This is a genomic window from Solibacillus sp. FSL K6-1523, from assembly GCF_038005225.1.
Lineage (GTDB): Bacteria > Bacillota > Bacilli > Bacillales_A > Planococcaceae > Solibacillus.
In genome coordinates this window covers 1487866-1502395 of record NZ_JBBOSU010000001.1, presented here as the reverse complement: position 1 = coordinate 1502395, position 14530 = coordinate 1487866, and the positions used below count along the sequence as shown (strand labels likewise).

General features: G+C 37.6%; 14 protein-coding genes. 7 read left to right on the top strand and 7 right to left on the bottom strand.

All coding sequences use genetic code 11. The features are described from left to right. Positions 1–3 precede the first annotated feature (3 nt). The gene (locus MHI10_RS06965) at positions 4–1332 is read right to left on the bottom strand and encodes a D-serine ammonia-lyase (protein ID WP_340784181.1); all 1329 of its coding nucleotides are present in this window, start codon (positions 1330–1332) and stop codon (positions 4–6) included. Between the two features lies 1 nt (position 1333). Then, positions 1334–1789: a YaiI/YqxD family protein gene (locus MHI10_RS06960; RefSeq protein WP_340789161.1), complete on the bottom strand. Its 456-nt coding sequence runs from the start codon at positions 1787–1789 to the stop codon at positions 1334–1336. Positions 1790–1965: 176 nt separating this feature from the next. On the opposite strand from MHI10_RS06960, the gene gdhA reads away from it, so the two are divergent. After that, entirely contained in the window at positions 1966–3330 is a 1365-nt protein-coding gene (gene gdhA, locus MHI10_RS06955) for an NADP-specific glutamate dehydrogenase (RefSeq protein WP_340784180.1), read from the top strand. A gap of 58 nt (positions 3331–3388) precedes the next feature. Here the strand turns inward: gdhA and MHI10_RS06950 are convergent, their stop codons facing one another. Further along, positions 3389–3811: a universal stress protein gene (locus MHI10_RS06950; protein ID WP_340784178.1), complete on the bottom strand. Its 423-nt coding sequence runs from the start codon at positions 3809–3811 to the stop codon at positions 3389–3391. A gap of 178 nt (positions 3812–3989) precedes the next feature. Between MHI10_RS06950 and MHI10_RS06945 the strand changes: the two genes are divergently transcribed. The 6 genes from MHI10_RS06945 to kynB all read left to right on the top strand — a co-directional run bounded on the left by MHI10_RS06945 (position 3990) and on the right by kynB (position 10642). Continuing rightward, positions 3990–4676, top strand: a complete 687-nt coding sequence (locus MHI10_RS06945) for a phosphoribosylaminoimidazolesuccinocarboxamide synthase (RefSeq protein WP_340784176.1) — start codon at positions 3990–3992, stop codon at positions 4674–4676. A 190-nt stretch (positions 4677–4866) separates the two neighbouring features. Next, positions 4867–6243, top strand: a complete 1377-nt coding sequence (nhaC, locus tag MHI10_RS06940; RefSeq protein ID WP_340784174.1) for a Na+/H+ antiporter NhaC — start codon at positions 4867–4869, stop codon at positions 6241–6243. 277 nt (positions 6244–6520) lie between these two features. After that, positions 6521–7780 (top strand): kynureninase, encoded by a 1260-nt coding sequence (kynU, locus tag MHI10_RS06935; protein WP_340784172.1) that lies wholly within the window; start codon positions 6521–6523, stop codon positions 7778–7780. Positions 7781–7791: 11 nt separating this feature from the next. Next, positions 7792–8649 (top strand): tryptophan 2,3-dioxygenase, encoded by an 858-nt coding sequence (gene kynA, locus MHI10_RS06930; RefSeq protein ID WP_340784171.1) that lies wholly within the window; start codon positions 7792–7794, stop codon positions 8647–8649. A 19-nt stretch (positions 8650–8668) separates the two neighbouring features. Next, the gene (locus tag MHI10_RS06925; RefSeq protein WP_340784170.1) at positions 8669–10015 is read left to right on the top strand and encodes a sodium-dependent transporter; all 1347 of its coding nucleotides are present in this window, start codon (positions 8669–8671) and stop codon (positions 10013–10015) included. 9 nt (positions 10016–10024) lie between these two features. Beyond that, positions 10025–10642, top strand: a complete 618-nt coding sequence (gene kynB / locus MHI10_RS06920; protein ID WP_340784167.1) for an arylformamidase — start codon at positions 10025–10027, stop codon at positions 10640–10642. A 54-nt stretch (positions 10643–10696) separates the two neighbouring features. Here the strand turns inward: kynB and bioB are convergent, their stop codons facing one another. From bioB to bioD, 4 genes are read right to left on the bottom strand one after another with little or no spacing between them, the layout of a single operon-like run. Next, positions 10697–11695 carry a biotin synthase BioB gene (gene bioB / locus MHI10_RS06915; RefSeq protein ID WP_340784165.1) on the bottom strand — a complete coding sequence of 333 codons (999 nt, stop codon included), beginning with the start codon at positions 11693–11695 and terminating at the stop codon, positions 10697–10699. Then, positions 11695–12285, bottom strand: coding sequence for a biotin transporter BioY (locus MHI10_RS06910; RefSeq protein ID WP_340784163.1), 591 nt, complete (start codon positions 12283–12285; stop codon positions 11695–11697). The genes bioB and MHI10_RS06910 overlap by 1 nt, the downstream gene beginning before the upstream one ends. 3 nt (positions 12286–12288) lie before the next feature. After that, the gene (gene bioA / locus MHI10_RS06905) at positions 12289–13656 is read right to left on the bottom strand and encodes an adenosylmethionine--8-amino-7-oxononanoate transaminase (protein ID WP_340784161.1); all 1368 of its coding nucleotides are present in this window, start codon (positions 13654–13656) and stop codon (positions 12289–12291) included. After that, positions 13637–14341, bottom strand: coding sequence for a dethiobiotin synthase (gene bioD / locus MHI10_RS06900; RefSeq protein WP_340784160.1), 705 nt, complete (start codon positions 14339–14341; stop codon positions 13637–13639). Before bioD ends, bioA begins: the two co-directional genes overlap by 20 nt. Between the last annotated feature and the right edge of the window lie 189 nt (positions 14342–14530).

Here is a 14530-nt window from a genome sequence, read left to right as displayed (position 1 = left end):
CCTCTAAATATCCGTTTGCAAATATTGCTGGCGTAACTCTCTCGGTACAAGATCTCCGCCTGTTGACCAAATAAGATGCGTTGCCAGGTCCATCTTATTTTGTAATTGGTTTTGCTGTAAATAATCGACACCTTGCATCATTAATTCGATTGGACCATACACACCTGCATGTGCTGAAGGCTCCATAAAAATATTTTCCTGCTCATACATCCCTTTTAAGCTTCTATATAAGAAACTATCATCCACTGTATAGCAGCCACTTATGATGGATTCCATTATTGTACCTGCAAATTTAGACGGTCTACCAACAGCCAATCCGTCTGCCTCTGTTTGATTGGATAAGCCAATATCATGCACACTAATTTCATCATGTAAACCCGTCATCATGCCAAGAAGCATACAAGGTGAAGCAAATGGCTCCCCAAAGAAAATATGCACATGCTCCCCGTAAATTTGTTTGATCCCATAAGCAACACCGCCAGGACCCCCACCTACACCACATGGCAAATAAACAAATAAAGGATGTTCTTCATCAACTTTTATTTTCAACTCTTGAAATTGTTTTTCCAGTCGTAACGCCGCCACCGCATAGCCTAAAAATAAATCCACTGAATTTTCATCATCAATAAAGTGACAGTTGGCATCTTGCTCGGCTAACAGTCGCCCTTGTGTTACTGCAGCACTATAATCTGAAGCATATTCAATGACTGTTACCCCTTTTTCACGCAATAACTCTTTTTTCCACTCTTTCGCTTCTGCTGACATATGCACCGTTACTTGAAAGCCTAATTGTGCACTAATAATCCCTATACTTAAGCCTAAATTTCCTGTAGAACCGACGGCAATTTTATAGTTACTAAAGAAATCTTTAAACGCTTTACTATTTATTTTTGCATAATCATCCTGCTCTGTTAACAGCCCTGCATCGATGGCCAGTTTTTCGGCATGGCTTAACACTTCATAAATGCCACCACGCGCTTTAATCGAGCCCGCAATCGGTAAGGAATGATCACATTTCAGCATTAATTGCCCTGGTATATCAAAACCGCGGCGTCCTTCAATTAACTTTTTCATTGCAGGAATTTCGATTACATCGGATTCAATAATGCCATTTGAAAATTTCGTCAATGGAAATGCCTCTATTATATAAGAAGAAAAGCGTTTTAATCTTTTTTCTGCATCCCGAACTATTTCCATTGAAACCTGTTCGAACGTTTGCTTTTCAGCTGACTTTTTAGGATTTATCCAAAATACATACTGTTCATTTTGTAATTTTTCTATTAGTGGAAATTGTCCTTTTAAAGCTTCTACATCGATTGATTGCTGTTTCATTTTATCCTTCCTCCCTTTCCAAAACCGCACGTTCACAAATTTGTCGAAATTCCATTTCAAAAGCCAAATTATTTTCTTCTGTACGCTTTTTAGGTCCCTTTGTACGACCACCTGCACGTCTTATTTTCGCACTTTCATAACGAAATGCCAACAGTTGATCTATATTGTCAGACGTCAGCTCTTTACCGTTATGCGTGATAACTTTCCCACCTTTTGCCAAACACATCGCAGCTAAACCATAATCTCCTGTAATGACAATATCCCCCTTCTTTAACACGCTAAGTAGCTTAAAATCTACCGAATCAGGTCCTTTGTCTACAATAATTGTTATTACATTATCTCTTTCTATTCGATGTGATGTATCGCAGAACAAGATGGGTTTTATCTCATATTGAGATGAAACAAATAGCGCTAAATCAACAACGGGACATGCATCTGCATCAATTAATAATTGTATAATAATTATTCACCCTTTCAAAAATATTGTTCATTTTAATATATCGATATATCGAATTGTAAACGTTTTCACAAGTTTTTTCCATGTTATCTCACGGATATTACAGAAAATAATATTGAATTGCAAGATAATTCATACTAATGTATAACTAACAACAACATAATGGGGGTTACACAATGGAAACAGCAATTAAAAATAACGCACAGCAATATGTCGATGATGTATTTATTAAATTAAAAAAGAAAAACGAACACCAACCGGAGTTTTTACAAGCTGCGGAAGAAATCTTTTTATCATTAGTACCTGTATTTGAAAAAAATCCTGCGTACATCAAACATAATATTTTAGAGCGCATTGTTGAACCCGATCGCATGGTTTCGTTCCGTGTCGCTTGGCAGGATGACCAAAATAATGTGCACGTAAACCGTGGTTATCGTGTTCAATACAACAATGTTATCGGACCTTATAAAGGTGGCATTCGCTTCCATCCAACTGTAGACGAATCAATTATGAAATTTTTAGCTTTTGAACAAATTTTCAAAAACGCACTAACTGGCCAAGCAATCGGTGGCGGTAAAGGTGGTTCAGATTTCGATCCTAAAGGGAAATCTGATGCAGAAATTATGCGCTTTTGCCAAGCATTCATGACTGAATTATACCGCTATATCGGTCCAGATGTCGATGTCCCTGCCGGTGATATTGGTGTAGGTGCACGTGAAGTTGGCTATATGTGGGGACAATATAAACGTATTCGTGGTACCTATGAAGCAGGTGTGTTAACTGGTAAAAAGCCTGGTTATGGTGGTTCATTAGCGCGTACAGAGGCAACTGGTTACGGTTTAATATACTTTGTAGAAGAAATGCTGCGTGAGGAAAAGGATTCCTTCTTAAATAAAAAGGTCGTTGTATCTGGTTCAGGTAATGTAGCCATCTATGCGATTGAAAAAGCACAACATTTCGGCGCACATGTTATCGCATGTTCAGATTCTTCAGGTTATATTTATGATCCAGAAGGTATCGATTTAAAATTAGTAAAAGAAATTAAAGAAGTGCGCGGTGAGCGTATTAAAGCATATGTAAATGAACGACCAAATGCAACATACTCAGAAGGTTGCGAGAATATTTGGTCAATCCCTTGTGATATCGCCCTACCTTGTGCGACTCAAAATGAAATTAATGGTGATCAAGCCCGCATGTTAATTGCAAATGGCGTTCGCGTTGTTGCTGAAGGAGCAAATATGCCATCTGACCTAGAAGCAATTAATGAGTTTTTAAATGCTGGTGTATTCTTTGGTCCTGGCAAAGCGGCTAATGCTGGCGGTGTTGCCGTATCTTCATTAGAAATGGCACAAAACTCCAGTCGGAACTACTGGTCATTCCAAGAAGTCGATGAAAAGCTACATTCAATTATGCAGTCGATTTACAAAGAAAGCTCTGAAGCTGCTAAACAACATGGCTATGAAGGTAATTTAGTAGTCGGTTCAAATATTGCTGGCTTCATTAGAGTAGCTAACGGTATGCTTGTGGAAGGCGTATTTTAAACAATGCAAAAAACCGCAAAATCACTCCATGATTTTTGCGGTTTTTTTATTTTTTTACTTATCTCACAACAAGTACATCACACTTTGAGCTTCGTACAACGTTTTCAGAAACCGAGCCGAGTAAGAAGCGCTCTGCACGGTTTAATCCAGTTGCACCAACAATTATTAAATCCGCTTCTGTTAAACTTGTTAAAATCACTTTTGGTGAGCCTTCTTCCACGACAAGCTGTACATTTTGAATGCCTGCTTGAGTCGCTTCATTTTTATATTGCTCTAATTGTACGATTGCTTTTTCTTTTAACTCTTTAGCGTACTTTAAATCATAGGCTTCCACCGAACCAAATGAATGTGTATCGATGACGCATACTAAATGGAGCTTTGCACCGGTCAATTTTGCGAGATGGACACCGCGCTCAAATGCAATTTTCGCTTTTTCTGAAAAGTCTACTGCAACAATAATATTTTTGTAAGTTTCAACCATTACAACCACTCCTTCTCTTATAATTTATTATATCAAATATTAGGAGTAGTGAGAAATTTCCCTCTTTTAATTCCAGATAGGTCAGACGTCTCTCTTTAAAATACGAACAATATTTTATTTTTCACAAGTAAACATTCGTGTTATAATACGTAATGTAATCGAAATGGAGGTTTTTCATGTGGAATTAGTGTATACAGGTAAAACAAAAGATGTATTTAAATTAGAAGATGGTCATTATTTATTAAAATTTAAAGATGATGTAACAGGTGAAAATGGGGTATTTGATCCAGGTGCCAATACAGTTGGATTAACAATTGATGGTGCTGGACTAGCATGTTTACGCTTAACGTCATTCTTTTACTCTAAATTAAACGAACTGAATGTACCTACTCATTATGTAGATGCAAACTTTGACGATGCAACAATGACAGTAAAACCAGCAACTGTATTCGGTAAAGGTCTTGAAGTAATTTGCCGTTTCAAAGCAGTTGGTTCATTTTTACGTCGTTATGGTGCTTATGCAAGCGAAGGCCAAGATTTAGACGCATTCGTTGAAGTAACGATTAAAGATGATGAGCGCCTAGATCCTCCAATTTCTGAAGATGCACTTGCAATGTTAAGCTTACTAACACATGAAGAGTATGCCATTTTAAAAGAGCGTACAATTGAAATTTCTAAGTTCGTTGCAGCTGAGCTTGAGAAAAAAGGTTTAACTTTATATGATATAAAACTTGAATTTGGCCGCGATGCGAAAACCAATGAAATTATTTTAATCGATGAAATTTCTGGTGGTAATATGCGCGCTTACAAAGGTGATACATATATCGAACCTTTACAGTTAGAAAAAATTATGTTAGCTGACTAATAATTGAAGCCTTCTATGCGCATCATGCATAGAGGGCTTTTTTTACGCCGTTAAGACGATCATTTATACTATTTCATTGCAAGTATTATGTATTTTTCACATAACCCCTTCCCTTTTCATAGTATTCATGTTAGGATTACTTTCTTACTTCAACGCATCAAAGTGCAAAAGCATAAAGGAGTTTTAGATTATGATTCAACAAAAACAGGTGAAAGCAAGTTTTCTTGAAGCTGGTTTATTAACGGTATTCATTATCGCATTAATATCATTTTCAATCATGAAGCTTGAAAGTGTTCCCCATATCCCAATCATTCTTTCTATTATCATCTTAATGACTTATGGGTTAACCAAAAAAGTTCCCTTCCGTCAATTAGAGGAAAGCATGGTGAATTCTGCGAAAACAGGGATTGGCGCGATTTATATTTTCCTTTTAATTGGACTTTTAATAAGTAGCTGGATTATCGGTGGAACAATCCCTACTTTATTGTATATTGGATTTTCTTTTGTTGCAGCGAGCTTCTTTTATGCAAGTGTATTTATTATTACAGGCATAATTGGGACTGCAATTGGGAGTTCTCTCACAACGGTCGGAACGGTTGGCGTTGCTATGCTAGGTGTCGCCACCGCAATGGATGCTTCCCTAGTTATTACAGCAGGCGCAATTGTTTCAGGTGCATTTTTTGGTGATAAAATGTCCCCTCTTTCAGATACGACGAATTTAGCGGCAACGGTTACAGGTATTGATTTATTTACACATATTCGAAATATGATGTATACAACAATCCCTGCCTTTATTTTATCCGTTATTGGCTATGCAATTTTATCACCGAAAGGCACGAGCATTGATGAGCAATTAATTACACAGTATAAAGAAGTTTTACTAAATTCGAATCTTGTGCATTGGTATGCACTTATTCCTCTCGTTATATTAATTATTTGTACGATTTTTAAAGTGCCGAGTTTAATGACTTTAACAATTAGTACAATTAGTGGCGTTGTTCTTTCTTATATGCATAGTGCGATTCCATTTAATGAACTTTTTGAAATTTTATATAGCGGTTATGTTGCAAATACGGGTGTCGAGGCAATTGATTCGTTATTAACGCGTGGTGGGATGAATAGTATGCTATTTACAATCATACTCATCGTACTTTCCCTTTCAATGGGTGGTCTTTTGTTTTCATTAGGCATTATTCAAGCATTACTTGCCTCAATTCAGCAATTGTTAACAAGTATCGGTAAAGCCATTACAGGGGCAGCATTTACAGCCATTGCGATTAACTTTTTAGTTGGCGAACAATATTTATCGATTTTATTAACAGGTGAAACGTACAAAGAAAAGTTCAAAAGCTTAAATATGCATCCGAAAAATTTAGCGCGTGTTATTGAGGATGCTGGTACGGTAATTAACCCGCTCGTTCCTTGGGGTGTATGTGGTTTATTCATTTCAACGGCGTTAAATGTAAGTGTCATTAGTTATATTCCCTTTGCATTTTTCTGCTTGCTTAGCCCAGTCATTACCATCTTATTTGGTTGGTTGAATATTACGATTACGAAGCAAAGTTAAATTTGGGGGCTGAAAAAACCGCTATCTTTCTTAGTTATTACTAAGTAGATAGCGGTTTTTAAATTATGGGATAGCATCCATACAACTATTATTATTTTCAAATAGTTACTTAACCGCTATTACTTCGCTCACTTTAACGATTTAAAGCTATCAATAAGTGAAGTATACTAGTAAAATACTTATAGAATAATAACTTTCCCTTGTCTTTTCATTGACAATCCTAATCTAGAAAATTATGATTAAATTGGAGTAAAAAAATGGATAAAAGGGTGATTTTATGGAATGTTTAGAAAAAGCGAGATTGCTAGATAGTCAAGATCCATTACAACGATATGCAAAAGAATTTTATAAAAACGAAAATCAATATTACTTCGACGGAAACTCTTTAGGGTTGTTATCCAAACGGGCAGAAAACAGTTTATTGACGTTAATAAATTCTTGGAAACAATTCGGCATCGACGGTTGGACGAATGGTGAACATCCTTGGTATTTTTTATCCGAAAACTTAGGAGAGAAATGCGCACCATTAGTTGGAGCGAAAAAAGAGGAAGTTATTTTAACAGGCTCCACAACGACAAACTTACATCAGCTACTCGCAACATTTTTCCACCCCACTGCTGAGCGCAATAAAATATTAGCAGATGAATTAAATTTCCCTTCCGACCTTTATGCAATGGCAAGTCAAATTCAACTACGTAATTTACCAGCTGACCATTTGAAATTCGTAAAAAGTGAAGACAGCCAAACGATTACAACAGAAGCGATTATAAATGCGATGACAGATGATATTGCCGTAGCCATATTACCCGCTGTTTTATATCGTAGTGGTCAAGTGCTAGATATCGCTACGATTACGAAAGCGGCCCATGCGCGCGGCATTATTGTAGGCTTCGATTTATGTCATTCAATCGGCTCTATTCCACATCAATTACATGATATAGGTGTGGATTTTGCGTTTTGGTGCAATTATAAACATTTAAACGGCGGTCCAGGTTCGGTTGCAGGATTATTCGTACATGAAAAACATTTCGGAACGATGCCAGGACTAGCAGGTTGGTTCGGTTCAGATAAAACGAAACAATTTGATTTAGCGGTACAATTCTCTCCAGCAAATGCTTCCGGTGCATATCAAATTGGGACACCACATATTTTAAGTATAGCACCGATAGAAGGCTCTATGTCCATGTTTGATGAAGTTGGTATTGATGCGATTCGGAAAAAATCATTGCAATTAACAGGCTTTTTAATGGACTGTTTACAACAGGAAATCCCTGATGTTTTTCAATTAGGGAACCCTACTGACGAAACACGTGGTGGTCATGTATTTTTAGTGCATGAGGAAGCGGCACGTATTTGCAAAGCACTTAAAGAAGCGGGTGTTATTCCTGATTTTAGAGCGCCGAATGGAATCCGACTTGCACCTGTTGCCTTGTACAATTCATTTGAAGAAGTGTGGAAAGTCGTTCAAATTTTGAAAGATATTATGGAAAACGAAACATACAAAAAGTTTCATAACGAACGGGAAATCATTGCTTAGGAGGAATTGACATGTCGAAACGCTCCATTTCTGAACTCGAGGAAAAAATGAAGCAAGAAAAAGGGATTCATACGGATTTTAAAAATGATATGACGTATGGCGAGTATTTAAGTTTAGAGCATATTTTGTCCAACCAAAATCGGCTATCAAATCACCATGATGAGATGTTATTCATTATTATTCACCAAGTAAGTGAACTATGGATGAAGTTAATTATCCATGAGCTACAAGGTGCTATTGAAGCGATTCAACGAAATGAATTGCAGCCGTCTTTCAAAATGTTAGCGCGCGTTTCTAAAATTCAAATTCAAATTATTCAAGCGTGGGACGTACTCGCAACAATGACGCCAGCCGAGTATTTACAATTCCGGGATACACTAGGCAAAGCTTCTGGCTTCCAAAGCTATCAATATCGCCAAATTGAATTTGCTTTAGGATACAAAACACCTTATATTTTAAAAATCTATGAAAAAGATCAAGAGATTTCAGAAATGTTGCAGAAAGCTTCCAAAGCACCGAGCATTTACGATGTTTCGATTCAAGCATTGGCACGCGCTGGATTACCGATTAATGAAGCACTGTTAAACCGTGATTTTAGTGTCGTTTATGATGGAGATGAATCGGTTGCTGCTGCTTGGAGTACCGTTTATAAAAATATCGATAAATATTGGAATTTATATCAACTTGCTGAAAAATTAGTGGATATTGAAGATTCTTTACAGACGTGGCGATTCAAACATATGAAAACAGTTGAACGAATTATTGGCTTTAAAATTGGGACTGGTGGTTCTTCCGGTGTCAATTACTTACGCCAAGTGTTAGACCACCGTTTCTTCCCAGAATTATGGGATTTACGAACAACCTTATAAAAGATACGGGGGAAATTGAGTGAAAGAAAACAAAGGACAATGGTCCAGTAAAATCGGCTTTATATTAGCATCTACGGGAGCTGCAATCGGCTTAGGGGCCATTTGGAAAATGCCTTACGTAGCGGGTCAAAGTGGTGGAGGTGCATTCTTCTTAATTTTCGTCGTGTTAACCCTTCTCATTGGGCTTCCGATGTTATTATCCGAGTATATTATCGGCCGAAGCTCACAAAAAGAGGCTGTTTCAGCGTACAGATTTTTAGCACCAAATACACCAGCATGGGCATGGATTGGGAAGTTAGGGATAATTGGATGCTTCTTATTACTCTCTTTTTACAGTGTTGTAGGTGGATGGATTTTTATTTATAGTGGCGTTTCAGTTGTGGGTAATGTTATTGAGCCATCATTAGACACGGGCGCATTTTTTGGCCAAGTGACAGGGACACCGTGGATTGCTTTGCTTGGTTTAGCGTTATTTACAATCGCAAACGTAATTGTTATTGCGCTTGGCGTTCAAAATGGGATTGAAAAAGCGAATAAATTTATGATGCCATTATTATTCATCATGTTCTTTATTTTAGTCGTTCGCGCATTAACGCTTGACGGCGCTATGGAAGGCGTCAAGTTTTTCTTATATCCAGACTTCACAAATATTACAGCAACATCGATTTTATATGCATTAGGGCAATCATTTTTTGCATTAGCAGTCGGGTTTTCTTGTTTAGTAACGTATAGCTCTTATTTAAAGAAAGATGTGAGCTTGCCAAACGCTGCTGGATCCGTAGTCGGCTTAAGTATTTTCGTTTCATTTTTAGCGGGTTTAGCAATATTCCCAGTAGTATTCGCATTTGACATGGAAGTTACTGAAGGACCGCCATTACTATTTATGGTATTACCTGCAGCATTTTCGCAAATGCCTTTCGGTGAGCTGTTTTTAGCCCTGTTTTTAATTTTATTCTTATTTGCAACGTTAACTTCTTCGTTCAGCATGTATGAAATTATTGTTGCTGCGACGGTTGAAAAATTCAAAATGACACGTGCGAGATTAACGATCATCATCGGGATTTTTGTCTTTATCGCTTCGATTCCGTCTACTTTAACGTACAGCACATTAAGCGATGTTTCAATCTTTGGCAGAAGCATTTTCGATGCGACAGATTTCGTTGTGTCTAATGTCATTTTACCAATCGGCAACTTGCTCATCGCAGTATTTATTATGCATGTAATGGATAAAAATGTAGTAAAAAATGAGCTTCTTCAAGGAAGTAAAATGGGCGAAGGTTTTTATAAAACGTATCGTTTCTTAATGACAATTGTTGTTCCCTTGGTTATTTTTACTGTTCTAGTGTATTTAATTATTCAATATTAGAGGTGCACTATGTGGATTGATATTACGCAAACATTAAAAGCTGGCATGCCAAACTGGCCAGGTGATACACCATTTCATTTTGAAGTGGGTTATACAAAAGATCAAACAGGTTCAGTTAATATCGGAAAAATGACAACTTCCATGCATATCGGAACACATGCTGATGCCCCTTTTCACTTTAATAATGATGGTGAAAAAATGGATCAGCTCGATGTGAACGTGTTTATCGGGCAATGTTTTGTAATGGATTGTAGAGGAGCTGCAGAAATTACACATGAGATGTTGAGTGCCGTTGATTTTAAAGGCGTTCAGCGGATTTTATTTAAAACAGTTGATGCCATATGTTCGCAGTTTCCAACGACAATCCCTGTAATTCATCCGGACGTCGCGCCTTTTTTACAAGATAAAGGGGTCGTTTTAGTCGGTGTTGACAATCCTTCTGTTGATCCATTAGATAGTAAAGAAGTAAGTGCGCATCATGCTTTATATAAAGCGGGCATTCATATTGTCGAAGGTTTAATACTTGAAACGGTTGAACAAGGTTTTTATGATTTAATTGCCTTGCCTTTAAAAGTAGAAGGCGCGGACGGGGCACCAGTACGAGCTATTATCCGGAAAATACCTTAAATTATGACAGAGCGCAGCAACCCGAGGTAATAGGGATGCTGCGCTTATTTATATTCATGAACAAAATACCTCTTCCTGCTTTTCTGTTAACTCGATCTCAAAGCCGATATCTGTTAGCATTTGGTAATCACTATTCACCTCTTGCCCTGCTGTTGTTAAATAGTCGCCTACAAAAATACTGTTTGCTGCGTACATACCTAGTGGTTGTAATGATCCAAGATTGATTTCTCGCCCACCTGAAATTCTAATTTCCTTTGTCGGGTTCATATAACGGAATAGCGCTAACACTTTTAAACAATAACGTGGGTTTAATTCTTTCGTGCCTTCTAGTTTTGTCCCGTCAATGGCATTTAAGAAATTGATAGGAATAGAATCCGCATCTAGTTCATAAAGCGCTCGTCCAATTTCTACCACATCTTCCTTCGTTTCCTTCATCCCAATAATGGCACCGGAGCAAGGTGAAATCCCATGTTTTTTTACAGTTTCCACTGTATTGATACGGTCCTCATATGTATGAGATGTCGTAATATACGAATGATGGCGCTCCGATGTATTTAAGTTATGATTGTAACGATCTACCCCCGCCTCTTTTAATTGTTGTGCTTGCTCTTCCTTTAATAACCCTAAGCAAGCACAAACTTTTAAACCATATTTTTCTTTAATCTCCGTCACGGCTTCACTTACGACATTCACATCTTTACGCGTCGGGCCACGTCCACTCGCAACGATACAGTACGTCCCAATTTTATTATCAAATGCACGTTTAGCCCCTTCTAAAATCTCTTCTTTTGTAATAAAAGGATACTTATCGATCGGTGCAGTAGATTTAGATGATTGCGAACAATAGCCACAATCCTCTGGGCAATAACCACTTTTCGCATTCATTATCATATTCAATTTTACTTTTTTGCCGTAATAATGTTTTCGAATGGTAAATGCACCATCCATTAATTTTAGTAACTCATCATCATCGCTATTTAAAATGGCTAGCGCCTCATCATTACTTAATAATTTCCCCTCAATAACTTCTTCTGCTAACTGTGTCCAATTCATTATGCAAGCTCCTTTTCCATCTGTTTTATTTCAATTGCTCTTGCCGAACGTAATACTTTATACAATCGTTCCGCTAAAAATGCCGATACGATCGCTAAGCAAAAATCGGCTAGGATACTATTTAAAAATCCAACTAAAAATACATGTGACCAACTCGTTTGCACGCCTAGCCAAAAATTCAACGAGACATATAAATATGGTACCGCGATTGCATAAATAAGTAGAAGACCTACAATATTAACGGCGATAAAATGCCACTTTGTTGGCACTTCTACTTTTTCAAGTAGCTTACCGATAACAAATGCGGCAAGCGCGAAGCCTATTAAAAAACCAAAAGTCGGCTGCATCACGTATGTAATTCCTCCACCTTGCGTAAAGACAGGTAATCCAACTAAACCAATACCGATATACACAAGTTGACTAAGCAAACCATTCCGACTACCGAGTAAACACCCTGCTAAAAAAACAAAAACAATTTGTAATGTAAATGGTACGACTGGCAATGGTACTTTAATAAATGCGCCAATTGCTGTTAATGCGGCAAACATCGCCACCATTACAAGTGATAACGTTTTTTGTCGGTGTTGCATCCCTTACCCCTCCCTCTTTGCAAAAAATTGTTTGATTGTTTCTTTTGTCGTCTGAATCATGAAACGCATTTCCTCATCTGTAATAATATACGGCGGCATAAAATATAAAATATTCCCCAGTGGACGAATGAGTAATCCTTTTGCTAGTGCCATTTTATAAATTTGATAGCCAATCCGCTCCTCGCTCGGCAACGGTTGTTTTGAAACCCGATTTTCTACTAGCTCGATTGCACCAACTAGCCCAACTTGACGATACTCACCTACAAATGGAAGCTCACTAAATGCTTCAATTGCTAACTTTCTCATATAATCACCTTTACGTTGCACAATTTCGATGTAGTTTTCCTCTTCAAATATCGTCAAAACTTCTAGTGCCACCCGACAAGCGAGCGTGTTCCCTGTATAGCTATGCGAATGTAAAAAGGCCTTCATTTTGTTGTAATCATCATAAAAGGCATCGTAAATCGCATCCGTTGTTAATACGACCGATAGCGGTAAGTAGCCACCTGTTAATCCTTTTGACAGGCACATAAAATCTGGCGAAATATTCGCTTGCTCACAGGCAAACATAGTACCCGTTCGACCAAATCCAACCGCAATTTCATCAGCAATTAAATGCACATTGTATTTTGTACACAAAGTTCTAAGTCGTTCTAAATAAATCGGTGGATACATTTTCATTCCAGCGGCTGCCTGAATAAGTGGCTCTATAATAACAGCGGTAATTTCCTCATGATGTAAAATTAATTCCTCTTCCACAAAATGAATACATTGCGCTTGGCAACTTGTCGGTTGTTCATTGAATAGACAGCGGAAACAATCGGGTCCTTGTGCACGTACAGTATCGAGTAAGAGCGGTTGATATACGTCGTTATACAGGTCTACACCCCCGACCGATAGCGCTCCAAGTGTCTCGCCATGATACGCATCTGTTAATGCAAGAAAGCGTTTTTTCTTAGTATCGCCACTTTGCATATGAAATTGAAAGCTCATTTTCAATGCAATTTCAATAGAGGAAGAACCATTATCCGCAAAAAAGACTTTGTTTAAGCCCTCTGGAGTTAAAGCGACTAATTTTTCGGCAACGCGAATGGCAGGCTCATGTGTGAAATTCGCAAATATTGTATGTTCCAGCTGAAAGGCTTGCTCGCTTAACGCTTGGCTTATGCGTGAGTTCGCATGACCAAATAAATTTACCCACCAAGAAGATACGGCATCTAAATATCGATTGCCGTGCTCATCATAAAGCCACACCCCTTCACCCCGTTCAATGACAATTGGCGGAAATTGCTCATAATCCTTCATCTGTGAGCACGGATGCCATACATGTTTTAAATCCCTTTCTTGCAAGTCAGATAATTTTTGTGTCATATTGATACAGCCTTTCATATAATGATGTATTTGTTATGGAATGATCCATGACTTCGGAAAGTTCTTTATACTGTGGAATGATTGCATATGGTTTGGGATGATGCTGTAAAATCGTCTCGATATTATTACGTTCTAATGCGCTTCCTGTGTCGCCATTAAAGGCAATTGCTAGTACTTCAATTCCTCTTGAATATAATGCTTCTAACGTCAACAATGTATGATTAATGGTGCCAAGCTTTGTCCGCGTAACAATCACAACAGGCAACTGACTTTGCTTAATGACATCAAGAAACGTTACCTCTCCGTTTACATCTAGCGGTACAAAAATCCCGCCAGCACCTTCACAAATTACGATATCCATCATTTTTTTTAATCGTTTAATTTGCTCTAAAATGCGCTTCGTATCAATTTTCTGCCCTTCTAGTTGAGCTGCAAAGTGTGGTGATGCAGGCTCTTTAAATGAATAATCGTTTAAATCAGTTCGTTCTAATTGTTGCAAAGAATACGTTTCATACATCGTTGTATCGTAATAATAGGCGTGCCCTTCCTCAATTACTTCCCCTGTTTGGACAGGTTTGTAAGGTGTCACACGAAGCCCCTGCTTTTGTAATTGGCGCATTAATAATACCGTTACACATGTTTTTCCGATATCTGTATCTGTGCCAATTACCCAAAAGTGCTGCATTGTTCATCCCCTCCCTTTTACGTTAACTTAATTATTTTATATGTTAACACATTATTTTTAGTTGTAAATGCTATTTTTTAATTGAGCGGAATTTAATAATAAAAACCCATTTTGAAAAATGACCAAAAAAATCAATTACACCGAAGCGTAATTGATTAGATATTCGATATGTGGATTGAATTGCATATA